Origin of the sequence: Chromohalobacter sp. 11-W, from assembly GCF_029889905.1 — a bacterium.
GTDB lineage: Bacteria > Pseudomonadota > Gammaproteobacteria > Pseudomonadales > Halomonadaceae > Chromohalobacter.
Map to the genome: position 1 here is coordinate 201,566 of NZ_JARANZ010000002.1, position 23,192 is coordinate 224,757.

21 protein-coding genes are annotated in these 23,192 nt (G+C 59.7%); all 21 read right to left on the bottom strand.

Annotated elements, in window-relative coordinates; genetic code table 11:
- Positions 1 to 53: 53 nt before the first annotated feature.
- The 21 genes from OP494_RS03730 to fliD all read right to left on the bottom strand — a co-directional run bounded on the left by OP494_RS03730 (position 54) and on the right by fliD (position 23,178).
- Positions 54 to 491 carry a hypothetical protein gene (locus tag OP494_RS03730; RefSeq protein ID WP_178997465.1) on the bottom strand — a complete coding sequence of 146 codons (438 nt, stop codon included), beginning with the start codon at positions 489 to 491 and terminating at the stop codon, positions 54 to 56.
- A 7-nt stretch (positions 492 to 498) separates the two neighbouring features.
- Positions 499 to 2,700, bottom strand: a complete 2,202-nt coding sequence (flhF, locus tag OP494_RS03735; protein WP_280539373.1) for a flagellar biosynthesis protein FlhF — start codon at positions 2,698 to 2,700, stop codon at positions 499 to 501.
- The gene (flhA, locus tag OP494_RS03740) at positions 2,697 to 4,781 is read right to left on the bottom strand and encodes a flagellar biosynthesis protein FlhA (protein WP_280539374.1); all 2,085 of its coding nucleotides are present in this window, start codon (positions 4,779 to 4,781) and stop codon (positions 2,697 to 2,699) included. The genes flhF and flhA overlap by 4 nt, the downstream gene beginning before the upstream one ends.
- Positions 4,778 to 5,947 carry a flagellar biosynthesis protein FlhB gene (flhB, locus tag OP494_RS03745; protein WP_280539375.1) on the bottom strand — a complete coding sequence of 390 codons (1,170 nt, stop codon included), beginning with the start codon at positions 5,945 to 5,947 and terminating at the stop codon, positions 4,778 to 4,780. The genes flhA and flhB overlap by 4 nt, the downstream gene beginning before the upstream one ends.
- 199 nt (positions 5,948 to 6,146) lie before the next feature.
- Positions 6,147 to 6,836 (bottom strand): protein phosphatase CheZ, encoded by a 690-nt coding sequence (gene cheZ / locus OP494_RS03750; protein ID WP_246894504.1) that lies wholly within the window; start codon positions 6,834 to 6,836, stop codon positions 6,147 to 6,149.
- Positions 6,837 to 6,858: 22 nt separating this feature from the next.
- Positions 6,859 to 7,248: a chemotaxis response regulator CheY gene (gene cheY, locus OP494_RS03755; protein ID WP_040241446.1), complete on the bottom strand. Its 390-nt coding sequence runs from the start codon at positions 7,246 to 7,248 to the stop codon at positions 6,859 to 6,861.
- A 112-nt stretch (positions 7,249 to 7,360) separates the two neighbouring features.
- Positions 7,361 to 9,073 (bottom strand): methyl-accepting chemotaxis protein, encoded by a 1,713-nt coding sequence (locus OP494_RS03760; RefSeq protein WP_280539376.1) that lies wholly within the window; start codon positions 9,071 to 9,073, stop codon positions 7,361 to 7,363.
- Positions 9,074 to 9,148: 75 nt separating this feature from the next.
- Positions 9,149 to 10,213: a chemotaxis response regulator protein-glutamate methylesterase gene (locus OP494_RS03765; protein ID WP_261535988.1), complete on the bottom strand. Its 1,065-nt coding sequence runs from the start codon at positions 10,211 to 10,213 to the stop codon at positions 9,149 to 9,151.
- A 97-nt stretch (positions 10,214 to 10,310) separates the two neighbouring features.
- Entirely contained in the window at positions 10,311 to 11,135 is an 825-nt protein-coding gene (locus OP494_RS03770; protein WP_280539610.1) for a CheR family methyltransferase, read from the bottom strand.
- Between the two features lie 44 nt (positions 11,136 to 11,179).
- Positions 11,180 to 13,396, bottom strand: a complete 2,217-nt coding sequence (locus OP494_RS03775; protein WP_247621297.1) for a PAS domain-containing methyl-accepting chemotaxis protein — start codon at positions 13,394 to 13,396, stop codon at positions 11,180 to 11,182.
- A 69-nt stretch (positions 13,397 to 13,465) separates the two neighbouring features.
- A complete protein-coding gene (locus OP494_RS03780) occupies positions 13,466 to 13,960 on the bottom strand; it encodes a chemotaxis protein CheW (protein ID WP_040241454.1) in 495 nt (164 codons plus the stop codon).
- A complete protein-coding gene (gene cheA / locus OP494_RS03785) occupies positions 13,953 to 16,127 on the bottom strand; it encodes a chemotaxis protein CheA (RefSeq protein WP_280539377.1) in 2,175 nt (724 codons plus the stop codon). Before cheA ends, OP494_RS03780 begins: the two co-directional genes overlap by 8 nt.
- Positions 16,128 to 16,151: 24 nt before the next feature.
- Positions 16,152 to 17,147, bottom strand: a complete 996-nt coding sequence (motB, locus tag OP494_RS03790; RefSeq protein ID WP_280539379.1) for a flagellar motor protein MotB — start codon at positions 17,145 to 17,147, stop codon at positions 16,152 to 16,154.
- Positions 17,148 to 17,149: 2 nt separating this feature from the next.
- Positions 17,150 to 18,031, bottom strand: a complete 882-nt coding sequence (gene motA / locus OP494_RS03795) for a flagellar motor stator protein MotA (protein WP_280539381.1) — start codon at positions 18,029 to 18,031, stop codon at positions 17,150 to 17,152.
- A gap of 160 nt (positions 18,032 to 18,191) precedes the next feature.
- Positions 18,192 to 18,803 carry a flagellar transcriptional regulator FlhC gene (gene flhC, locus OP494_RS03800; protein WP_280539383.1) on the bottom strand — a complete coding sequence of 204 codons (612 nt, stop codon included), beginning with the start codon at positions 18,801 to 18,803 and terminating at the stop codon, positions 18,192 to 18,194.
- Between the two features lie 11 nt (positions 18,804 to 18,814).
- Positions 18,815 to 19,144: a flagellar transcriptional regulator FlhD gene (gene flhD, locus OP494_RS03805; RefSeq protein WP_040241465.1), complete on the bottom strand. Its 330-nt coding sequence runs from the start codon at positions 19,142 to 19,144 to the stop codon at positions 18,815 to 18,817.
- A 342-nt stretch (positions 19,145 to 19,486) separates the two neighbouring features.
- Entirely contained in the window at positions 19,487 to 19,795 is a 309-nt protein-coding gene (locus OP494_RS03810) for an EscU/YscU/HrcU family type III secretion system export apparatus switch protein (RefSeq protein ID WP_280539386.1), read from the bottom strand.
- Complete coding sequence (locus OP494_RS03815; RefSeq protein WP_280539388.1) at positions 19,788 to 21,005, bottom strand: flagellar hook-length control protein FliK; 1,218 nt, start codon at positions 21,003 to 21,005, stop codon at positions 19,788 to 19,790. Before OP494_RS03815 ends, OP494_RS03810 begins: the two co-directional genes overlap by 8 nt.
- Positions 21,002 to 21,385 carry a flagellar protein FliT gene (gene fliT, locus OP494_RS03820; RefSeq protein WP_178997432.1) on the bottom strand — a complete coding sequence of 128 codons (384 nt, stop codon included), beginning with the start codon at positions 21,383 to 21,385 and terminating at the stop codon, positions 21,002 to 21,004. The genes OP494_RS03815 and fliT overlap by 4 nt, the downstream gene beginning before the upstream one ends.
- Before the next feature lies 1 nt (position 21,386).
- Positions 21,387 to 21,785 (bottom strand): flagellar export chaperone FliS, encoded by a 399-nt coding sequence (gene fliS, locus OP494_RS03825; RefSeq protein WP_280539391.1) that lies wholly within the window; start codon positions 21,783 to 21,785, stop codon positions 21,387 to 21,389.
- 10 nt (positions 21,786 to 21,795) lie between these two features.
- On the bottom strand, positions 21,796 to 23,178 hold the full coding sequence (gene fliD, locus OP494_RS03830; RefSeq protein ID WP_280539393.1) for a flagellar filament capping protein FliD: 1,383 nt from the start codon (positions 23,176 to 23,178) through the stop codon (positions 21,796 to 21,798).
- Positions 23,179 to 23,192 lie beyond the last annotated feature (14 nt).

The following is a 23,192-nucleotide window of genomic DNA, read 5'->3' on the forward strand; positions in this document are numbered from 1 at the left end:
GCTCAGCGTGGCGCCTAACGCCGCCCACAAAGCCAGGACGCAGCCAAGGGACTTCACGACCGACGCTCGCTTGACGGTAGCGTCTGCGCCAGCCACTCGGCGGGGTCGGCGACAAGCTCGACCGCCAGGAAGCGGCGCGCCGTGTCCACCAAGTTGCCAAGCGGCATATCGCCCGCGCTGGCCGGATCGCGTATCACCAGTAAACGTGGCAGACGTTCGCGCTGCGACCATTGTTTGAGTTCGCGATAGGCGCGCTGTAAGCCTTCCGCACCGGAGGCAACCCAGATGCCCCAATGCGGCGAAGAACGCTGGGTGGCGGTCACATCACCGACGGCCAGCGGCAAGGTCTCCCAGGCAAGACCGCTGAGTGACGCAAGGCGTTCGCAGATCGCCGTCACCGCCTGAGGCGACGGATGGCCGATCGTCACCAGCGCCGCTTTGTCGCGTCGCTGGCTCGCATAGGCGCGCAATCCTGCCGCTTGATCGTTCATCGTCACCTCACGCGGCCTGTGACAGCGCCGCATGCGCCGTCAGCAAGTGCAACAACCCATGCAGCAGGGTATCGGGACTGCGTCGCTTGCGCTCACCGGCAAGACGCCTCACCACCGGGCGCGCATCCACCGCCCAGCCGTCCTCGCTCAAGTCCATCCGTAGCGCCAAGGCCGCCAATTGCGCTGCAAGATAGACGCGCAGTTCGCAATCCAGAGGTGCCGATGCGCCCAACTGTTGCCACGCCGTGCGCATCAAACGCGATAGATCATCCTGTTCGAGCTGGCGATAAACGAAGGCGCGCATGTCGATATCCAGCGCGTCGCCCCCATGCCCCAACCAGTGATAGACGCCCCGCCGACGCCCGCTCTCGGGGTCGTGACTCATCGCAATCCACAGTTGCAGGGTGTCCGCGTCGGTCTCGGCCAAGGCCACGGGCAAGCGCGACAGCGTCACGCGTCGTGCGCGGCCACGCAGGCGACAGGTATGCTGGCCACAGGGCTCGGCGAGATCGACCAGCTCGCCGATCGCCAGACGTTCCCCGGCATGCCAGACGCGCTGCTGCACTCGTGTGCGTGCTAGCCAGGGGCTATCCGTCTCGCGCAACTGTTTCCTGACGTCGGCATCGGGTACCCGCGCGAACACATGCCAATGACTGCCCAGATGGCGCCGCGCCAGGGTCAGGCGCTGCGTGTCGGACGGCGGCCAACGATGGAGAGGCCAGGCCAGCGGCAAGACATCGCCATTGGCGTCCAGTGGGAGCATCGGCGCCGCCCAATCCATTCCTCGCGGCTTCCCACCCGGCCAGAACAGGCCAGTTGCCTCGGCGTCATGCCACGCCTTGATCATCGACGGCGGTGCCAGGTGCTCTTCGAGCCAGGCTTGCTGTATGGCACGTGGCGACTCACGACGGTGCCACGCGGCATCAAGCCACGCCACGCCGGGTACGCCGCGTTGCAACGTTTCCATCACCCGCGTCAATTGATCGCGCTGTGCCAAGAGATCTCGCGATAGCGCTTGCAGGCCCTGCCCGGAGGCAGTGGGCCGCAACATCTCGGTGAGTACGCCTTCATCGAAGGTGAACGGAGAGCCCTGCCCCACGGCCAGCGCTTCATCCAATAACGCTGGCGCTTCGGCCAGGCGAATGTCTTCGGGCACGCGCTGGCCATGTAAGACGTAATAAAGGCGTAGCCGATGGCGCATCACGACATCCAGCGCGGACCCTAGACGCGGCGCTTCGTCGACCTTGGTCAACAGGCAACCGTAAAGCGGCGCACCGGCGTCCTGCGAGGCTCGCTGATAGGTCTCGACAACCTCTTCGAGCGTATCGCCGTGGCTGGCCGCGTTCAGCAGCAAGAGACGGCGTACCGGACGCCCCGCACCGCCGAGGCGCGCGATCTGCCCCGTCACCCGCTGATCGCGCTGACTCATGCCCACGGTGTCGACGATCACCATGCGCTTGCCTTCAAGGCGCGATAGCAAGTCTTCGAGATCATCTTCATGGTGCACGGCATGCACATCGACACCCAGCAAGCGGGCATAGATACGCAACTGTTCATGCGCACCGATACGATAATCGTCGGTAGTCACCAGGGCGACATCGTCTCCGCCGAAGCGCATCACGTAACGTGCCGCAAACTTGGCGGTGGTCGTGGTCTTGCCTACACCGGTCGGCCCCACCAGGGCGAACACACCGCCCTCCTCGAGCATCGTCGCCTCGTCATCGAGCACCGCGAGCCGGGTCTCGAGTTGACGTCGGCTCCAGGCCAGTAAACGCGGGTCATCGGCATCGACATCGGCGAGTTCGTCGGGCAACGTCTCGAGCATTTCGCGCACCAGACGGGCGCTGAAGCCGGCAGTAATCAAGCGCTGGCGCAAGACGCCGCGCACGCCGGGACTTGCACTGCGCGGGCGTGGTGTCTCGGCGATATGCGACATCAACAATTCGCGCATGGCCTGCATTTCAGCATACAGGCGATCTTGCCCCGGCGCGGGCGAGGTCTCGACTGAAGGAGCACTAGCCTGCGCGGGCGCGGCGACGTCCTCTGCCTGCTCAACCAGTGACGACTGGGCCTCTTCGGCCACGGCCACGACCTCGACACCGTCATCCACGCGCCGGTTGGAGAGGATCAGGGCGTCATCCCCCAACGCGTCTCGTACCTGTCGCATCGCCTCGCGACTATTGGCACCGAGAAACCGCATCACGCTCATGAACGTGCTCCGACGGTAGCGGTGACACGCAAGGTGCGGTCATCGGGGATTTCGGCATTGGACATCACCACTAGATGGGTAATGCGGCGGCGTAGGAAGCGGGCCAGCAACGCACGCAGACCGTGCTGGACGACCAGCACCGTCGGCTCGCCACGCGCTTCCTGACGCTCCACGGCGGCCATCGACTGCTCCATGAGGGTGTCGGCCAGTCCAGGCTCCAGGCCACCGCCATTGCTCAGCGCCTGAGTGAGAACTTGTTCGAGATTGGCTTCCAAGCCGATGACATGCATCTCCTGGTCCCCTGGGAACCACTGCTGGGTAATCGAGCGTCCCAGCGCCACACGCACCATGGCGGTCAACTCATGGGGATCGGCTTGCTGTGGCGCATGCTCGGCCAGCGTATCGAGGATGGTACGCATATCGCGAATCGAGACTTCCTCAGCGAGCAGGTTCTGTAGAATGCGCTGCATCGCGGTCAGGGTCAGCAGCTTGGGCACCACGTCTTCGACCAGCGACTTGTTCTCGGCGGCGATCTTGTCGAGCAATTGCTGTACTTCCTGGCGCCCCAGCATGTCATTGGCGTGGCGATGCAACAGGTGGTTGAGATGCGTAGCCACCACCGTACTCGCGTCGACTACGGTATAGCCGTAGACCTGGGCGCGTTCCCGCTGCGCGGCGTCGATCCATACGGCGGGCAGACCGAAGGCGGGATCCTGGGTCGGCGTACCTTCTACCTTGCCCGATACCTGCCCCGGGTCGATGGCCAGCCATTGTCCCGGATGCGCATCGGCGCGGCCCACTTCGACGCCCTTGAGTGTAATGATATAGGTCGAAGGCCCCAATTCGAGATTGTCGCGGATGTGCACCACCGGTGGCAAAAAGCCGACATCCTGGGCGAATTTCTTGCGAACGCTCTTGATACGCCCCAGCAACTCACCCTTCTGGCGATGGTCGACGAGTGGTATCAGACGGTGGCCGACCTCGAGGCCCAAGGTATCGACGAGCTGCACATCGTCCCAGCTCGCCTCCGGCACTTCGGGCTGAGGAGGCGGTGTCTGGGGAGAGGCCTCTTCGGTGACTTGTTGCTGGTTGCGACGCCACATCCACCACGCCAACCCTCCGAGCAACGCGGTAAACAGCAAGAAGACCAGGTTGGGCATCCCCGGCACGAGACCCAGCAGCCCCATGACGCCTGCGGCCAGCATCAGGACCTGCGGGTTGTTGAAGAGCTGGCTGATCAGTTGCTGACCGACATCCTGATCGGTGTTGACGCGCGAGACGGTGACACCCGCCGCAGTCGAGATCACCAGCGCCGGAATCTGTGCCACCAGCCCGTCGCCGATGGTCAGCAAGGTATAGGTATGGGCAGCTTCGGAAAAGCTCAGGCTATGTTGCGCCATGCCAATCGCCAGACCACCGATCAAATTGATCATCATGATGATGATGCCGGCGATGGCATCGCCGCGCACGAACTTGCTGGCCCCGTCCATGGAACCGTAGAAATCGGCTTCCTGAGAGGTTTCCTGACGCCGCGCCCGCGCTTCGTCCTCACCGATCAAGCCGGCATTGAGGTCGGCGTCGATCGCCATTTGCTTGCCGGGCATGGCATCCAACGTAAAGCGCGCGCCTACCTCGGCGATACGCCCCGCCCCTTTAGTGATGACCATGAAGTTGATCACCACCAGGATCATGAACACGACCAAACCGACGGCGAAGTTACCCCCGATCAAGAAGGCACCGAAGGCCTCGATCACTTTGCCAGCCGCATCGCCGCCTTCATGGCCCTCCATCAAGACCACGCGCGTGGAAGCGACGTTCAACGACAACCGCAGTAGGGTCGAAAACAACAAGACCGCCGGGAAGGCCGCGAAATCGAGCGGCTTCTGCGTGAACATGCTCACCAGCAGCACCATGACGGCCAGGGTGATATTGAAGGTAAACAGCAGGTCCAGCACAAACGCCGGCAACGGCAGGATCATCATGCTCAGGATCATGATGATCAGCACGGGGCCGGCCAGCACCTTCAAGCGGGTGTCGTTCAGCCACTCACGACGGCCCCATAACTGACTCAACGCATTCATGGTGTGTCCTTGGCGTCGGCAACGTTTTGCCGAGACGGGTCTAACTCGTCGGGCACGGGCAGGTCATATGGCGTTTGCGGCCAGTCACCCCCTTCCTCGCGCACACGTTTCAAGCGGTAGGCCCAAGCCAGCACCTCCGCCACGGCGGTATATAGATTCGCGGGGACTTCGTGATCGATGTCCACATGCTGATGCAGGGCACGCGCCAACGGCGGCGCTTCCAGCAAGGGCACACCATGCGCTTCGCCCAGCTCGCGAATGCGCGTGGCGACCATGTCCGAGCCCTTGGCAACGACGCGCGGCGCCTCCATTTGACTCCCCTCGTACATCAGCGCCACGGCATAATGCGTGGGGTTGGTGACGATGACATCTGCATCCGGCACCTTGGCCATCATCCGCCGCCGTGCCATGGACTGCTGCTGGGCGCGCATGCGGGCCTTCACCTGGGGATCACCCTCGGTTTCCTTGTGCTCTTTCTTGATCTCGTCCTTGGTCATGCGCAGCTTCTTGGTAAAGCTCCACAGCTGGAAAGGCACATCGATCAACACCACGACGATGAGTGTCGCTACGCAGAAGGCCAGACACAGAGCGGCGAGATTCATGCCTCGCGCCAGCGCTTCGCTCAACGGCAGGCTCATCAAGCCTAGAAGGTCACCACGGTGCCACCACAGAAAGATCACGGCGACACCGCCCACCAGCGTCGACTTAGCGATGGCCTTGCCCAATTCCGCTACCGCTTGCGACGAAAACATACGCTTCAATCCTTTCAGGGGATTGAGCTTGGACACTTGGGGCTGCAGCGACTTTGCCGTCATTAGCCAGCCACCCAGCATTACCGGTGCTGCCAGCGCGACGACCGACACGATAAGGAACAACGGTAACAAGGACATCAGCGTGTTTTTGCCCAACGCCCAGACATGCGACATCAGCACAGCGGTGTCGAAAGCTTCAGCGCGCGAAAATATGAACGACTGCTCCATGACCCCGCCTAGGCTCTCGTAGAGGTGGCCTCCCAGCGACCATAGCGACATCACGCCTGCCGCCAATAGCATGAAGGTGGTCAACTCGCGCGAACGCGCAACCTCACCGTCTTCCTTCGCCTTGTCGAGTCGTCGAGGTGTCGGGTCTTCGGTTTTTTCCTCGTCGCTGTCGCTACCCTCGGCCATGGGCCCTCTGACGTCGTGGCGCTAGAAGCCCTTCGCCTAGGCAAAGACCCAAGCGTCGAACAACCGCATTCATCGAATGCGGGCTATTTTCTCGGGAACGTGAGACAGCCGATCACTGGAATAGCGACTACTTAGCCATGCTATTCAGGGGACGCTAGACTGAAACGCTGCCGGCGGGCGCCGGCAGCGCAGGGAGGGATCAGAAACCTAGGCTATCGAGGAGGTCGTCAACCTGATCTTGGTTATTGACGACATCGGTGCCTTCGGGCTTGACCTGCGGCCCGTTGAGCAGCTCCTCATCGCGCTTCTGAGGTTTACGCGAACGCTCGTCGGCAAGTTGCTGCAGCTCTTCCTTGTTATGGCTCTCAGGAGCGGTATCGATCAGCACCTGCACCAATTGCTGCTCGATCTCACGAATGACATCCATCATTTTCTTGATGACCTGACCGGTCAAATCCTGAAAATCCTGAGCCATCATGATTTCAAGCAACTGCGCATTGGTTGCCTTGGTCTGAGTCGGCACATCACGCAGGAAGTCACGCGTATCCTTCACCAACTCCTTGGCGTCGTCCAGTTCGACAGGCGCGGCGAACCATTCTTCCCAGCGTTGATCGAGTTTTTCGGCCCCCGACTCCATACGCTCCTGCAACGGCTGTGCCTGATCGATGGCGTTCAGTGACCGTTCCGCCGCTTGCTCAGTCATGGCCGCGACGTAACTGAGACGATCCCGTGCATCGGGAATCGCTTCAGCTGCCTTTTCGATCTCCTTGTCCAGCCCCAGCTCACGCATACTCTCGTGGAGCATGCGTGTCATCTTGCCGATCTTGTGGATCAGATCGTCAGCGGGGGTGCCATCCGCACTGTTCTCCGGCTGCGTTTCACCGCTCATGGCCTGCCCTCCTCGTGCGAACTTACTTGCCCAGTTTCTCGAAAATCTTGTCCAGCTTCTCTTCCAGCGTCGCAGCGGTGAACGGCTTCACGACATATCCATTCGCCCCGGCCTGTGCGGCGGCGATGATATTTTCCTTCTTGGCTTCCGCCGTCACCATCAACACCGGCAGTTCCGACAGAGCATCATCCTGGCGGATCTCCTTGAGCATCGCGAGGCCATCGAGATTGGGCATGTTCCAGTCAGAGACCACGAACTCGAAGCCACCGGCACGCAGCTTATTGAGCGCTTCCTGCCCATCTTCCGCTTCATCGACATTATTGAAGCCCAGTTCCTTGAGCAAACTACGCACGATGCGCCGCATGGTCGGGAAATCATCCACGACCAGAATGCTCATATTCTTGTCTGCCATACATCCTCCGATTCATTCAATCTGGCTAATCATTCGCTGCGCGAGCTGGTGCTTGACGGGGCGCATCCGGCACGCCCCCGGCGACATGGCTTAGGCGCTTTTCAGAAAGGGCCTAGAATTCTTCCCACTCGTCTTCTTCCTGCCTCGTCGAGGCTTGCTGCGACGGTACTTGACGCGTCGACGCCTGAGTCGAGGCACCTGATGTCGATCTTGGTGCGGATACCGACGCTCTGGTCGCCGTCGCACGTGCCCCCGGCAACGCTTGGTGCGATGCACCGCCCGGCAAACGGAAGGTGGTGACGACGTCTTCCAAGCGCTGCGCCTGCTCTTCCAGCGATGCGGAAGCACTCGAGGCTTCTTGGACGAGAGAGGCGTTCTGCTGTGTCACCTGATCCATCTGCGTCACGGCCTGGCTGACCTGCTCGATGCCATCGCTCTGTTCCTGCGAGGCTGCGGAGATCTCATCCATGATATCGCTGACGCGCTTCACCGCCTGGACGACATCGCGCATGGTGGTTTCGGCGTTGCCCACCAGCTCGGAGCCCTGCTCGATCTGAGTGGTCGATGTATGAATCAAGCCTTTGATTTCCTTGGCGGCCTCGGCACTGCGGCTGGCCAAGTTACGTACTTCACTGGCGACCACCGCGAAACCACGACCCTGTTCACCGGCACGCGCCGCCTCGACCGAGGCGTTCAGTGCGAGGATGTTGGTCTGGAAGGCAATCGAATCGATCATGCCGATGATGTCGGAGATCTGCTTGGAGCTTTCGGTGATGCCTTGCATGGTCGTGGAGACCTCCTGCATGACATCGCCGCCGCGTCCGGCCGTGGTCGAGGCATCGCTGGCCAGGGAACTCGCCTGACGCGCATTGTCGGCGTTCTGACGTACGGTAGAAGTCAGCTCTTCCATGCTGGAAGCCGTTTCTTCGAGTGAGGCAGCTTGCTGTTCGGTGCGCGACGACAGGTCGGCATTACCGGAGGCGATCTCGCGAGCTCCGCCATGAATCGACCCGCTGGCGTCACGCACGGACGTGACGGTCCCAACCAGACCGTTTTGCATGTCGCGCATGGCGGCGAACAGGCGCCCGATCTCGTTCTTGCCGCGCTCGGCGATATGGTGCGAGAGGTCGCCCTTGGCAATGTGTTCGCAATGTTCGACCGCTTCATCCAGTGGCTTGACCACGGACTTGACCAGCACCATGCGAACCAGCACGGCCACGATCACGGCAAGCACCAGCAGTACGATGGACAAAATTTCCATCAGCTGGCTGTTATCGGCATCAGCCACGATGGCGTCGTCGACACGTGTTTCGGCGTATTGGATGAAATCGCGCACGCTATTGTCGAGGTCGTCCATCAGCGGGTTGATGCGCTGATCGTCCTCGGCACGCACAGCGTCCTCACCTTCGTTCATCTGACGGTCGACTTCATCGCGGAATGCCGCATAGGCCTCGCCAATACGTGCGGCATATTGCTCCCCGGTATCGGTCTTGGAAACTTGTGAAAACTCGGTGAAACGGGTTTGGGCGCTATCCAGGGCATCCTCGACTCGTCCCTGTAAACTTGCCGCCCGATCGCTATCGCCGTCTTCCACGGCGTTGCGATAGCTAGCCAGCAGGCTGCGCGCACGCACCAGGTTCAAGGTGGCCCGGTTAACGGTATTCGTCTGCTCGAAACCGATGGTGCCGATGGTATCCATCGCCTCGGCGCTTTTTTGGTTGGAATAGAAGCCCAATGCGCTGATGATCGCAATCATCACGACCATGATCGTCAGCGCAATTGTCAGACTAGCCCTGACCGAAAGGTCGTTAAGTATTTTCCCCATGTCGTCTCCTGATGAGTTCCCTGGCATAGATTGAGATGATGAGTCGTTTTTGTTCTTCGAATTCGCCCGATAGGGCTATACCCGCTGTGCGCGACCCGAGGCTTCGGCACGTCTCATCAAGGCAGCGGGGATATCGGAAAGTGCAATGGTATCGGCGGCGCCACCGAGGATGACCGCTTCGCGCGGCATGCCAAAGACCACGCAACTCGCTTCATCCTGGGCAATCGTATAGGCGCCTGCCTGATGCATTTCGAGCAGACCCGCCGCACCGTCCTTGCCCATGCCAGTGAGAATCACACCAATGGCATTGCGGCCCGCGCTTTGCGCGGCGGAATGAAACAACACATCCACCGACGGACGGTGACGGTTGACCGGCGGCGCATCGTCCAAGCGAATGACGTAGTTGGCGCCCGAGCGCGCCAGCTTCATGTGCCAGTCCCCCGGCGCGATATAGACGTGGCCGGGTAGCACACGCTCACCGTCCACTGCCTCTTTGACCGAGATACGACATAACTTGTCGAGACGTTCGGCGAAGGATTTCGTGAACCCACCCGGCATGTGCTGGGTTATAAGAATCGCCGGGCTATTGGCTGGCAGAGGCTCCAGCACATGTCGGATGGCTTCGGTACCGCCTGTCGAGGCGCCGATGATGATGACTTTTTCGCTCGACAGAATAGGCGCCTTGAGCGGTTCTTTATCCTTCGCCGGGGCCTGCTTGGCCACGGCTTTCGGACGCGAACGTGCCGCTGCGCGAATCATGTCGGCAATCATCTGCGTATACTCGAGCATGCCTTCACGGATGCCCATTTCGGGCTTGGCGACGAAATCGACCGCGCCCAGTTCCAATGCGCGCAGGGTTATTTCAGAGCCCTTCTGGGTCAGTGAAGACACCATCAGCACCGGCATGGGGCGCAAACGCATCAAACGCTCGAGAAAATCGAGACCGTCCATGCGCGGCATTTCCACATCCAGTGTCAATACATCGGGGTTGGTGCGCTTGATCAGATCCCTGGCCACCAAGGGGTCAGGTGCCGTAGCAACGACCTCCATATCCGGCTGACTGTCGATGATCTTGCTCATCAGGTCGCGAATCAGCGCCGAATCATCGACACATAGCACCTTGATCTTGTTCGAGGACAACGCCACCACTCCTTACGCATGAAAACCGCCGACGCACTGCCGGGCACGGCGAACCAATATGCATGGTCTATCGGCCGGTCGCATGAACACTGAAGGGTCAGCGCGACAATTCGTACACGGTCTGCCCCCGCAGCTTGAAGCGCTGCGTCAGGTAGGAGAAATTTTCCGAGTGGCCGGTAAATAGCAGACCATTGGATTTCAACAGCGGAGCGAAACGCTCCAAAATGCGTGCCTGTGTTTCTTTATCAAAATAAATCATCACGTTACGACAAAAGATGGCATCGAATGGCCCCTTCGCCGCCCAACTACCCGAGGTCAGGTTGAGTGATTGAAAGTCGATCATCGAGGCCAGTTCGGGACGAATCTTCGCCATCCCGGCGCGTGCACCACTGCCCCGCAGGAAAAACTGCCGACGGCACGCTTCGGAAACCTTCTCAAGCTGGTCCAGCGCATAGATCCCCTTGCGCGCCTTGGCTAGCGCGTCGGTATCAATGTCGGTGGCCAGAATCTGCGCCTGTGAGGCCCGGCTACCCAGCGCCTCACTCAGGGTAATCGCCAACGAGTAGGGTTCTTCTCCCGTCGACGCCGCAGCACACCAGATCCGTACGGGAGAGGTCGCTTGCTTGACGTGCTCCGCGAGCAACGAGAAGTGATGTGCCTCGCGGAAAAAAGACGTCAAATTCGTCGTCAGTGCGTTGGTAAACGCCTCCCACTCTGGCGACTCAGGATGTTGGTCCAGACGCGCCAGGTAATCACTGAAGCGGCGCATACCATGCAGCCGCAGCCGCTTTGCCAAGCGGCTGTAGGCCATTTCACGCTTGTGCGACGCCAGCACGAGGCCGGCGCGCTGATAAATGAGCGTGCGTATCTTGTCGAAATCCGCCTCCGTGAATTCAAGATCCCGGTCGGCGGCTCCGAACAAGCTAGGATGCTCTTCCTGCGGCGCAGGGGACTGACGAAATTCGCTCAAAAGGACTCCCACTCTTCTTCATGTGATGCCTGGTGAGCGCCCGCCTCCTGTGATTCCTGACGCCGAGACACCAGTGAAGTCTCTTGACGCTGCGCTGAATGTGACGTCGCCTGCTTGTCGCCACTGGTACTTGCGGAGGCCTGCGGCTTGGCGAGACTCGCCGAATTCTTGTTGCGACGCACCGTTTCAACACCACTGCCGGCGAGGCGGAAGACAGCCACGGAGCGCGACAGCTCGTTGACGCTTGACTCGAGATCGGCAGCCACCGAGGCCGTTTGCTGTACGCGATGAGCGTTCTGCTGGGTGACATCGTCCATCTGCGTGATGGCCTGATTGATCTGTTCGATACCGCTGCTCTGCTCGTCGGACGCCGCAGTGATCTCGTTCATGATGTCGTTGACACGCGTGACAGAGTTGACCACCTCCTCGATGCTGCCCTCGGCCTTGCGTACCAGATCGGTACCGCCTTCGACTTCCTTCGTGGAGTTGTCGATCAGCTCGCGAATTTCCTTCGATGCTTGGGCGCTACGGCTCGCCAGGTTACGGACCTCGCCAGCGACGACGGCGAAGCCACGCCCCTGCTCACCCGCACGGGCTGCTTCGACTGAAGCGTTCAAGGCTAGGATATTGGTCTGAAAGGCAATCGAGTCGATCATCCCGACGATATCGGCTACCTGATGAGAGCTGTCGCGGATACGCCCCATGGTACTGACCACCTGCCCCATGACCTCGCCGCTCTGCCGCACCGTCTCGCTCGCCGTGCTCGAGAGCTGGCTAGCCTGACGCGCGTTGTCGGCATTCTGCTTCACGGTGGCGGTCATTTCTTCCATGCTTGAGGCCGTCTGGGCAAGCGATGCGGCTTGCTGCTCGGTCCGCGAGGACAGGTCTTCGTTGCCTTCGGCAATGTTGCGGGTCGCCGGTGTCACCACGCCCACGTTTTCGTTGACTTCCTTGACGATATTGCCAAGGCTGCGACGCATGGTATCCAGCGCACGGGTGAGGCGACCGATTTCATCTTGCTTGCCGCCTTTGAGACTGGCGCCGAGGTTACCGGCTGCGATCTGTAGTGAGAAATCCAGGGCCTCGCGCACCGGGCGCAGCGTCGAGCGCACCGTGATGATCCCTAGCACCACCAGCATGAGCAGCCCGAAGATGAAGACACCCGCCTGCCACAGCAGCATATCGTGCTGTGTCTCGGCCGCTTCTTTGGCCATGCTCATGGCATCGTTGCGCTTTTCGTCGACCAGGCTATTGAGCTGCTCGCTAACCTGATCGCGTTCGCCTTCCAACACATCGTTGTAAGCCACATAGGCTTCATAGAAGTCGCCGGCATTCAGAGTATCCAACACTACCCGCAGCCCATCGTCCAGATAACGCTGGACGGAAGCATCGAAGCTTTCTGCGGCATCACTGTGATTGGCGGGACGGCCGTCGTAATACGCGCTCCAGGTTTCGGAAAGCCGGGTCATCAGTGCTTCGGCCTCGGCCGTTACCGCTTCCATGTCACCCGACATCGGGTTGCTCACGGGCTTATCGACCAGGTTTCGACCGCTGGACATCAGCTGATCGATTTTCTGCAAGCGGGCAACGTCTTCCAGGCCTTGCTCTGAGAGTGCCTGCAACTTGTCACCGGCGCGCTGCAAGCTGACCATGGACAGGACACTGCTGACCGCTAGCATCAGCACCGCCGCGACGATCATGGTCACCAGCCGGCCCTTGAAGGTATTGAACTTGAGACCCTTGAGACGCGCCAAGACACCGGTATGCTGAATCTGGCCATGGTCGAGCTTGACCCCACGACGTTTGCCCGCTGACATGGCCGCATAGGCGCGCTCCGCATCGGCACGGGCCTTGGCAGTGGGTTTGACGCGCACCGAGGTATAGCCAACGATCTCGCCGCCTTCGAAAATCGGCGTCACGGTGGCATGCACCCAGTAGAAGTCACCATTCTTGCAACGGTTCTTAATCACCCCGCTCCAGATCTCTCCCTTCTTCAGAGTGACCCAAAGGTTTTCGAACGCCGGCGGCGGCATGTCCGGATGACGTACGAGATTGTGTGGCGCCCCCACGAGCTCTTCATAGCTAAAGCCGCTGATCTCGACGAAAGCCGGATTCGCGTAGGTGACGACCCCTTTCAAATTGGTGCGGGACAACAGGTAATCTTCATCCGAGAGCTCATGCTCACGCTGAGTAACGGGCTGGTTATTGCGCATGATACGGTTCCCTGGTGTTCGTTTTTATTGCTTTGTGTCGGCGCGCTCTGATGACGCCTCGCGACAGCGTTATTGTGCTTGTTGCTCGACCAAAGCCATTTCCTCGCTGGTCAGCAGTTTCTCGATATCGACGATGACCAGCATGCGATCCTCAAGACTTCCCAGGCCGCTTAGATAATCGGCGGATAACGTTTCACCAAATTCGGGCGCTGGCTTGATCTGGTCGGAGGTAAGCGTCATGACATCGGATACCCCATCAACCACGATGCCCACGATCCGGTCGGCGACGTTGACCACGATCACCACGGTCTGTCCTTCGTATTCGATCTTGTCGAGATGAAACTTGATGCGCAGGTCGACGATCGGCACGATCACGCCGCGCAGATTGGTTACGCCCTTGATGAAGTCGGGGGCATTGGCGATACGCGTTACGTTTTCATAGCCACGGATTTCCTGAACTTTCAGGATATCGACGGCGTATTCCTCGCTACCCAGCGAGAACACCAGGTATTCCTGACTTTGCGTATCGATAGCCGCTTCGGCGGCTTGGGTCATATCACTCATGAACTACGTCCTCCTGGCGTGATGCGGTTAGTTCAGCGTGCCTGGGAGCGTTGGCACGCTGACGGTGCAAGCGGTTGACATCGGCGACGTCGAGGATCAGCGCCACGCTGCCATCCCCCAGAATCGTCGCGGCGGAAATGGCCGGCACCTTGCGATAGTTGGTTTCGAGGTTCTTGACCACCACTTGTTGCTGACCGACGAGATCGTCGACCAACAAGGCATAGCGCCGCCCCTCGGCCTGCAGGATGACCGCAATGGATTGGGTCGGATCCTGCTCGGAGCCGTCTATGTTCAGGATGTCGTGCAAGGCGATCAGCGGTAGGTACTCGTCGCGTACCTTGAGCAACTTGTCGTTGCCCGCCATCGAGTAGATATCATCGTTGCTGGGCTGTAGTGACTCGAGCACTGCAGAAAGCGGCAAGATGAAGATCTCCGATCCGCTCTTGATCGACATGCCATCGAGAATGGCCAGGGTCAGCGGCAATACCACGCGGGTCGTGGTGCCTTTCCCAGGCCAAGACTGAATCTCGACGTGGCCGCCCATGGCCTGAATGTTGCGCTTGACAACGTCCATGCCCACGCCGCGTCCGGAGACGTCGCTGACCTGATCGGCGGTCGAAAATCCCGCCGCGAAGATAAGCTGCCAAACCTCGTCGTCGCTCATGCTATCGGAAACGGCCAGTCCGTTATGAGCCGCCTTGGCGAGGATCTTGTCGCGGTTGAGACCGCCCCCATCGTCCTTCACTTCGATGAGGATGTTGCCACCCTGGTGTTGGGCGGACAGCGTCAGTGTGCCGGTGCGCGGTTTTCCGGCGTCCTCGCGCGCATCAGGCATCTCGATGCCATGGTCGAGGCTATTGCGCACGAGGTGCGTCAAAGGATCGATGATGCGCTCGGTCAGGCTCTTGTCGAGCTCGGTGGACTTGCCCTCCGTGACCAGCTCGATGTCCTTGCCTAGCTTGCCGGTAAGATCGCGCACCAAGCGAGGAAAGCGGCTGAACACGTAGTCCATCGGCACCATGCGGATCGACATCACCGACTCCTGCAAGTCACGCGCGTTGCGCTGTAGCAGGTTCATGCCGTTGACCAACGGCCCATGCGAGGCCACGTCGAGTTCGCTGGCGGTTTGATCGAGCATGGACTGGGTAATGATCAGCTCACCGACGAGGTTGATGATCTGATCGACCTTTTCCACCGGCACGCGAATCGTCGCCGATTCCCCGCCCGCCTTTTTCTTGGCACCGCCGCCCTTGTTTCCTGGCGCCGCATTCGCGGGTTTATCATCGGCCGCTGCCTGGGCTGGTGCTTTTTCTGCGGGAGCCTTCGCCTGCTCGGCAGGAGGCGCCTCGGATGCCGGTGCATCGCCCTGCGACACGGCAGGCACCGAGGCAGCCTCGGCCTGCGTCGTCTCGGTCGGTGCGGCGATCGCAGCGATATCTAGTTGCTCAGGCTCGACGATGAAGCACATCACGGCTTCGATATCGTCGCGGCTGGAGGCACTTTCCAGCACCACCTCATAACGTGCGGCATCACCGTGCTGCTCTTTCACAGCGCCCAGATTGCCGAGTTCCTCGACGAGAAGTTCACGGTCCTTGTCGGAAACGTTCAAGAGCACAACGCGGAGCCAGCCAGTATCGGTCTCGGCGGCCTGAGCTTCATGCGCTTGATCCTCCGACGCGCCCTCACCAACCGTATTCCCGGCAGTCAGGCCTTCGGTTTCATCCGCCGCCCGCTCGGGGGGCGCGATATCGGCCTCGGGCTCGCTGCCCACGCCATGCCCAAGCTCATCCAGCGCTAGCTGTTTCAGCGTCTGGCAAATGCGGGCATAGGCTTCCGGATCCGGTTCGGCGCCATTGCGGTAGGCATCAAGTTGGTCGTGAAGCATATCCTTGGTTTCCAGAAAGAGGTCGACGATATCCGTGCGCAAGATGAGCTCGCCCTGCCTGGCGTAATCCAGCAGGTTTTCGAGCATGTGCGTGGTTTCTTGCAGCACGCTGAATCCGAAGGTGCCCGCGCCACCCTTGATCGAGTGCGCGGCACGAAAAATGGCGTTGAGTTGCTCCGGATCCGGCTCGTCGAGATCCAGCTCGAGCAGGTGGCGCTCCATGTCGCCCAGTAGCTCTTCGGCCTCTTCGAAAAAGGTCTCGTAGAATTCTGTTATATCCATGCTCGTTCCACGTGATCGTGATCGTTAGGGCGATGGCTGATCTTGCCCTTCACCGCCACCAGTGGTGCGTTCATACACTTGCGGGAGTGCGTTACGCATTAATGAGTCAGCGCCCTGCGTCGGCGACAACCCTTCTCGCTGTGTGTCATCCGTACGCTCAAGTATCGTCTCGGGGGATGCCGCGCCGGCTTCACCCTGATCGCGCATTTGTTCGGCGGCGTGCTCCGACAACACGACGATGCTTATACGACGATTGATGGCATCACTGGGCTTTGTGCCTTCCAGATTGACGCGTGACCCCATCCCCGCGACGCGCAGTAGCTTGCCGGCATCGAGCCCAGCCGCGACCAGGGTGCGACGCGACGCGTTGGCACGATCGGCGGAAAGCTCCCAATTGCTATATCCGGCTTCCCCTCCGGCGTAACGCAGATCATCCGTATGCCCGGTGAGGCTAATCGCATTGGGCACCGTGTTGAGTTCCGGCGCCAGGGCTTGCAAGAGATCGCGCATATACGGTGCGAGCCGGGCACTGCCCAACTCGAACATGGGTCGCTTGTCGGTATCGACGAGTTGAATGCGTAGACCCTCGGGTATGAAATCGGTACGCAGTTGCGAACTCATCTGACGCAGGTTGGGATCTTCGCGAACCTGGCGTTCCAGACGGTCGCGAAGCACCCTCAAGCGTCGCATCTCGTCACTGGGACGCGATTGTTGGCGAATGTCCAGGCGCCGCTCTTCGCCTTCGGAAAAGGTGGGGTCCGCCCCGCCGCCGGGGATCGCGCTGGTACTTGCCGTCGACTTGTCGCCACCGGTCATCGCCACCGCCAAGGGCGTACGGAAATACTCAGCGATATTATCCAGCTCGTTTTCAGGCACCATCGACAGAATCCAAAGCACCAGAAAGAGCGCCATCAACGCAGTCATGAAATCGGCATAGGCAATCTTCCAATTGCCCCCGTGATGCCCTTTGCTGACGACCTTCTTGCGCTTGACGATGATTGGGCGGCGTTCGCTACTCATGCTTAGCCCGTCCCAGTGCCACGTGTGCCGCTTCCCTCGGCCCGAACATGTTCTTCGAGTTCAGTGAACGAGGGCCGCTCGGCGGTGAACAAGGCCTTACGCCCAAACTCCACGGCCAATTGAGGCGCCAGTCCGTTCAGGCTCGCCATCAGTGTCACGCGAATGCACTGCAGCATCTTGATGGCCTCGGTGATCTGGAGTTGAAGTCGCTGGGCGACGGGTAGCACGAACCCGTAGGCGAGCAGAATCCCCAGGAAAGTTCCCACCAGCGCTTGAGCGATCATCTGTCCCATGGCCGCCGCGCCCTGATCGGCGGCCCCCAAGGCATGAACGACGCCCATGACGGCCGCCACGATGCCGAACGCAGGCAGGCCATCGCCGACACTGTGTAGAGAATGGGAGGGGATTTCCGCCTCGTGCTGGAAGGTATCGATCTCGTGCTCCATGAGCGTATCGATCTCGAACGGGTCCATGTTGCCACTGACCATCAAGCGCAAGTAGTCGGTGATGAACGCCATGATCACTGGATCACTAGAGATCTTGGGATAGTCGGAGAAGATCGCACTATCTTCGGGAGAGTCGATATCACGCTCGATGGCCAGCATGCCGTCCCGCCGTGCTTTGGTCAGCAGACGGTACTGCAAGGCCATCAATTCCATGTACATCGCCTTGTTGTACTTATTGGTACGCTTGAGCCTCGAAAACGCACGCAGAGTGGCCTTGATCGCCTTGCCATTGTTGGCAGCGATGAAGGCACCCACGGCAGCACCGACGATCATGAGAATTTCGGATGGCTGGAATAGCGCACCGAAGTGGCCTCCGACGAGGGTATAACCGCCCCCGATCGATGCGATAACAACCAAATAGCCGATTAGAATCAACACAGCAGAACGCTCCTAGCGGCATGCATGACTGGCCCGTTGATATCTCTATCGGCAGGAAGCGACACGCCTTGAATGAAAAAACGCAGAAATGCGTCGTGTCGCTTCCTTGTACCGGTCGTTACCCCCTAATGTCGCGACGACACTAGATACGCGCGAACGCCTATCTTGCGACGAGGCGTCGCGCCGTCATCCCATCCGACTCAGAAGCCGCCACAGACTGACGACGCGGCGTTGCTACCCGTTCTTCGGCCTGACGCTTCTTGCGTGTTTTGCCGGCACGCGAAGGCGGCTGACAAATACCGCACACGAAGTCGTGATCGGGACTGTATGCGTGGGCGACGAACCGACCACCGCAACTGGTGCACGGCGAGAGTTGCATCATGCCGCTTTCGAAGAAGCGAATGAGCGTCCAAGCGCGCGTCAATCCCAGCACCGGCTCCCCTGCTTCGAGGCTGACTTGCTCTAGATAAAGCCTGAAGGCTTTGACGAAAGCCGACATTCGCTCGCAACCGCAATCTTCGAGCAGACTCGAGTAAATGTTGTAAAACAACGAGGAATGGATGTTAGGCATCCAGGTAATGAACCAGTCGGTCGAAAACGGCAGCATGCCCTTGGGGGGCGACATCCCGCGCACTTCCTTGTAAAGCTTGATCAAGCGCCCACGACTCAAATCCGTCTCGGTCTCGAGTACCTGCAGGCGCGCCCCCAGATCGATCAATTCGATGGCGAGCTGCACCTGCAGCATTTCGCCCACTAGACTTTTCTCGCTCACGACGATACTCCTCAGTTCGAAGAGACGGACGAGCACTCATTACGTGCGCTCGCCATCAACAGGGCAGCATGCGTCTGCCCCAACCCCTGCTCTCGCTGATTGTGGGTCAGCTTTCGCAGTTGCTCCGGCTCGTCATAGCAGAGTCGGCAGAGCAGTTGATTCGTTCGCGCGAGTTGTGTCAGTTGCTTGATCGACAAGGAAGCGATGAGATCCGCCATTTCGTCGTCCATCTTGAGACGAAAGAGCGCGGTGGTACGATCTTCGCTGATCATGCGCTGCGTAAGCAGCAGGTAGGACAGGTTGATATCTTGGATATCATCCAGAAGGCTATCGGTTTCCATATAAATCCCTGCGTACGACGTTATTTTGGTGAAGGAGGCTTCTACGGCCTCTCTCCGATGAGCCAGTTTTTTTGCTTTTTCGGCTGACTCGATTCTTATTGACGCATCATTTTGAGACGTTTTTATGAAAAGATTCAACATCTCCTACATGGAAACCAACAATTCCTTACAAAAAAAGGATGAGGCTTCTCATCCGTAAACTCGATATCCCCCATGCTGTATGGGGCGATAACACGCTAACGGCAAGCGTTGCCGAGGGATCGAGGGCCTGCCACAGCAGATTAATTATTAGCAAGCTACATGAGCTGGGTGCGTCAATAAACCGCACCCTTTCGTCGCAATTCAGCGACGCGCGGACGTTTCTGACGCAATATTCGAGGTCGCCTCTTCACGCTCCAGGTCATAGACCCAGGCAAGTAGCTCGGCAATGACTTGATACAGGGTGGGAGGAATTTGAGCATCCAGATCGACCTGCATCAAAAGCGCCACCAGCTCGGGGGCATCATGCACGAAAATACCCTCGTTCTGGGCCGTCGAGACGATGCGTTCAGCCAGGTCACCGTACCCCTTGGCGACCACCACAGGCGCCGCCGAGGGATCTTGGTAAGCCAACGCAACGGCGCGGCGCCTTTCGTCGGGCGTGTCATTCATGGCGTTCCTCGCTTGCGTCGTTGTCAGGCATGCGGTGCACGTCGATCACAGCCTGAACGCCTAGGGCATCAAGGCGCTCATGCAGTGCCGACGCCTGTTCCGAAAGGCGCTCCAAGGCCGCCCCTTCAGGCGCCGAGATCGACAGCGAGGCCCGCTCGGCACGTAGTGTCATGGCGACATGCACGTCACCAAGATGCGGCAAGGAAATATTCATCTCACTATGCCAGGGTGATTTGTCATGCCCCTGCGATTGCGCCTGACCATCAGCATCCTGGCTATCGCCCCCCGACCATTGCTGCAGTGTCATGGCCAGCATGACGCCCGGCCACAGCATGCCTTCCCACCGTAACGACGGCGTCACCAACATCTCTAATTGGTGGCGGACGACAGACTGCAAGGTATCGTTTTGATCCGTGCCGATTTGCTGCAAGGCTGAACTCGCCAGTGTCTGGCGCTGTCCGCTCGTTGACATATCCCCCCGTGCCGCCAGCAACTCCGGAGAAGCGCCTTGCTGCGCGAGCCAGGGCGCCTCAGCGAAACGATTGGCCGTGGTCGCGGGGCTTAAGGAAGTTAACGTGGCCGGTGATGCCATCTCGGCCATGGCCGCGCGTGAAGTGGGCGGCCCCGTGTCTGCCATACGCGCCGCATGAGGCGTTTCGGCCGCAGCAAGTCCGGTTGCCACCATGCGCGGTGCCAATGCCATCTGCGGTTCGCGCGCCAACGCGGCCGTCGACCATTCGCCCTTCAGCCAACGCGCCAGATGCGATTCGTAGAACACGCCACTGTGTTGAATATTTTGCTGCAATTGAGATGCTAGAAGCCTCGGCGACGCATCTCCCTCTTGGAGCAATGGCTGCGGAGAGGTGATCGACGAAGGCGGCGCAGGGAAACGCGCCAGCACATCGGCAATGGTGCGTGCGGCGGTACTAAAATGGGTGGTGGATGAGCTGGGCGTGGCCGTCGAGTGCTCTCCCGACTTGCCTGAAGCCATGCCCGACTCGAGAAGCGCCGAGGCACGTGCCGCGGTAAATTCAGCCTGTGAGGAGCCGCGCTGCTGAAGCCCGCCGCCTTCACGGGTCAATGATTCGATGGCATTCCCAGAGAGCACCGGCTTGACCGGCGCAGGCAGGTCAGTCGTTCGAGGCGCATCGATACGTTGCCCCAGCACCTGATGGAGCAACGTGTCGATAATGGGCGTGATGCCACTCACGTGCGCCCTTCAGTGCCCCGAGAGGGGCGTGTGCGTTGCGATAGCGTGCCCTGCCCCTGATTATAGGCACGCACCAACGCTTGCTGGCGCCGAGAATTGCCTATCAATTGCGTAAGCTCCTCGCAGCGGGCATCGAGCTGTTCTCGAATGACGCGATCATGCTCGAGAATTTCCTCGATCATGCGTGCGCAATACTGGCGATCTTGCTCATTGAGCTGTTCACCTTGAGGTGCGCGCCGCAATGTCTCGACATCGGCCACATAGCGAGCACGCTGCTGGATCAGCGCATCCCACTCCTGGTGACGTGCGCTTTCGAGCATTGCCCGAGAACGCTCGAGCATATTCTCATAGATGTCCAGACGCTCCGACGCATTGCTCATGTCATGATCCATCCACTTGCGGGGCGATTTCGCGCCAAGCCGACCCGATATCTTCCAACAGATGCGCAGCCTCGTCGAGCGCGGCTTGATCGTTGAGCAAGTTGGCCCTCAGCAACAACCGCGCGATATAGTCATACAGACTGCCCAAGCGCTCCGAGAGTTCACCGCCGCGCTCATGATCCAGCGCCGCAGCCAATCCGTTGTTGACAATATTCAAGGCCTTGGAAATTGCCTGCCCCTTGGCGGAGATATTGCCATCCTCCATGTGCATTTTGGCGGCCCGAATGGAGGCTTGCGCGCCGTCGAAAAGCATCACGATCAACTGATGGGGACTGGCCGACATTACCCCGGATTCGACGCCGACACGGGCATAGGCCTGGGCGCCTCGCATCATATTCATGATAGTTCCCCTACTGGTTCATTTGTGCGTTCAAGCTGTCGAATTGCTGGGTCAGGTAAGAACTCGTCGAGTTCATTTGCGACACCAGTGAGTCCAAATCGGCGAATTGTGTGCGGTAGCGATCCACCGTCGCATCGATGGAGGCTTGCATACTGGTATAACGCTCGCCGAGACGCTCGATGGAGGTATCGATACCACTAGTAGCAGTATCCAGCGCTCCCCCCTCATCCAGCAGGTTGCCCAAGACCGTGTCCAGACTGGCGGCGAACCCATCATCTTCTTCAGCGTCGACATCGCCGACGAAAAACGAACTGACGCTGTCGAGATTGCCTTCGATCGCTTCGTCCAATGCCTCGTCGTCAACCTCAAGCGTCCCATCGAGCGCCAAGGAAATCCCCATATTGGACAACAACGCAAAATCACCGTCCCCAACATGCCCCATGGCATTGCGCAGTTGCGATTCCACGCCTCGTAGCGTGGAGTTGCCAAGCAACTCCCCTGCTGCTCCGGACTCGGCGTCGAACGACGTCAAGCTCGACATGCGCTCTTGCAGCGAATTGTAGGCCTTGACGAAATCATTGAGAGAATCCTTGATCGCGCCGTCGTCGCGGCTGAGCGTCAGCGCATCCGGCTCACCTTCGTTGGTCGCCTGCAGGTCGAGAGTCACCCCTTGCAGTGCCCCCTCGACATGATTCGACGCACTGGTGATATCGATACCGTTCACGCTCAACTGTGCATCCTGCGCGGCCACTGTTTGACGCATATCGCTGGCCTCGGGAGAAGCGGCATCAAAACCGAAAGCCGCCTGCAACCCTGCCTCTGCGGAGGAGATCGCGATTTGATTCGCTTCGCCCGTCTCGGAGGCAGTCAGCACCAGACGTTGGGGCGTATCGCTGCCATCGTTGATGATCGAGGCGCTGATCCCGGCACCTTCCGAGTTGATAGCGTCCCGTAAGCCTTCCAAGGTGTTGTTGCTATCGTCGAGGGTAATGGAAAACGCCTCGTCACCAACACTGAAAGAAAGCTCGCCAGTATCGAGTTCGGCCTCTGCTTCGAACCCCTCGGAAGCAAGCGTCTGCGACCGAGCCAAGGCGCTAACTTCAACCTGATAACGCCCCGGAACGGCCGTGTTGTCAGTCGATACACTGACGGCATCGCCCTGCATGTTGCTGCTCAGCGCCTGGAAGGTCTCAGGATCACTGAGCGCAGTTGCCGACTCACGCAGCGAGTCCAGCGCGCTTTCCAGGCGCCCGAAGGCTGACAGCTTGGCTTCGTAGCTTTTCTTCTGTTCGGTAATCGGCTCTAGCTTCGCGCTTTCGGCCTCTTCCAGTTCGTCCAGCAAGCCACTCAAATCCAGCCCCGATCCAACACCCAGGGAAGTAATCGTTGGCATGACATGCCCTCAGC

Excerpts from the sequence above, each read along its gene's own strand:
- OP494_RS03730 (WP_178997465.1), bottom strand. The coding sequence starts at position 491 with ATGAACGATCAAGCGGCAGGATTGCGCGCCTATGCGAGCCAGCGACGC.
- flhF (WP_280539373.1), bottom strand. The coding sequence starts at position 2,700 with ATGAGCGTGATGCGGTTTCTCGGTGCCAATAGTCGCGAGGCGATGCGA.
- flhA (WP_280539374.1), bottom strand. The coding sequence starts at position 4,781 with ATGAATGCGTTGAGTCAGTTATGGGGCCGTCGTGAGTGGCTGAACGAC.
- flhB (WP_280539375.1), bottom strand. The coding sequence starts at position 5,947 with ATGGCCGAGGGTAGCGACAGCGACGAGGAAAAAACCGAAGACCCGACA.
- cheZ (WP_246894504.1), bottom strand. The coding sequence starts at position 6,836 with ATGAGCGGTGAAACGCAGCCGGAGAACAGTGCGGATGGCACCCCCGCT.
- cheY (WP_040241446.1), bottom strand. The coding sequence starts at position 7,248 with ATGGCAGACAAGAATATGAGCATTCTGGTCGTGGATGATTTCCCGACC.
- OP494_RS03760 (WP_280539376.1), bottom strand. The coding sequence starts at position 9,073 with ATGGGGAAAATACTTAACGACCTTTCGGTCAGGGCTAGTCTGACAATT.
- OP494_RS03775 (WP_247621297.1), bottom strand. The coding sequence starts at position 13,396 with ATGCGCAATAACCAGCCCGTTACTCAGCGTGAGCATGAGCTCTCGGAT.
- OP494_RS03780 (WP_040241454.1), bottom strand. The coding sequence starts at position 13,960 with ATGAGTGATATGACCCAAGCCGCCGAAGCGGCTATCGATACGCAAAGT.
- cheA (WP_280539377.1), bottom strand. The coding sequence starts at position 16,127 with ATGGATATAACAGAATTCTACGAGACCTTTTTCGAAGAGGCCGAAGAG.
- motB (WP_280539379.1), bottom strand. The coding sequence starts at position 17,147 with ATGAGTAGCGAACGCCGCCCAATCATCGTCAAGCGCAAGAAGGTCGTC.
- flhD (WP_040241465.1), bottom strand. The coding sequence starts at position 19,144 with ATGGAAACCGATAGCCTTCTGGATGATATCCAAGATATCAACCTGTCC.
- OP494_RS03810 (WP_280539386.1), bottom strand. The coding sequence starts at position 19,795 with ATGAATGACACGCCCGACGAAAGGCGCCGCGCCGTTGCGTTGGCTTAC.
- fliT (WP_178997432.1), bottom strand. The coding sequence starts at position 21,385 with ATGAGCAATGCGTCGGAGCGTCTGGACATCTATGAGAATATGCTCGAG.
- fliS (WP_280539391.1), bottom strand. The coding sequence starts at position 21,785 with ATGAATATGATGCGAGGCGCCCAGGCCTATGCCCGTGTCGGCGTCGAA.
- fliD (WP_280539393.1), bottom strand. The coding sequence starts at position 23,178 with ATGCCAACGATTACTTCCCTGGGTGTTGGATCGGGGCTGGATTTGAGT.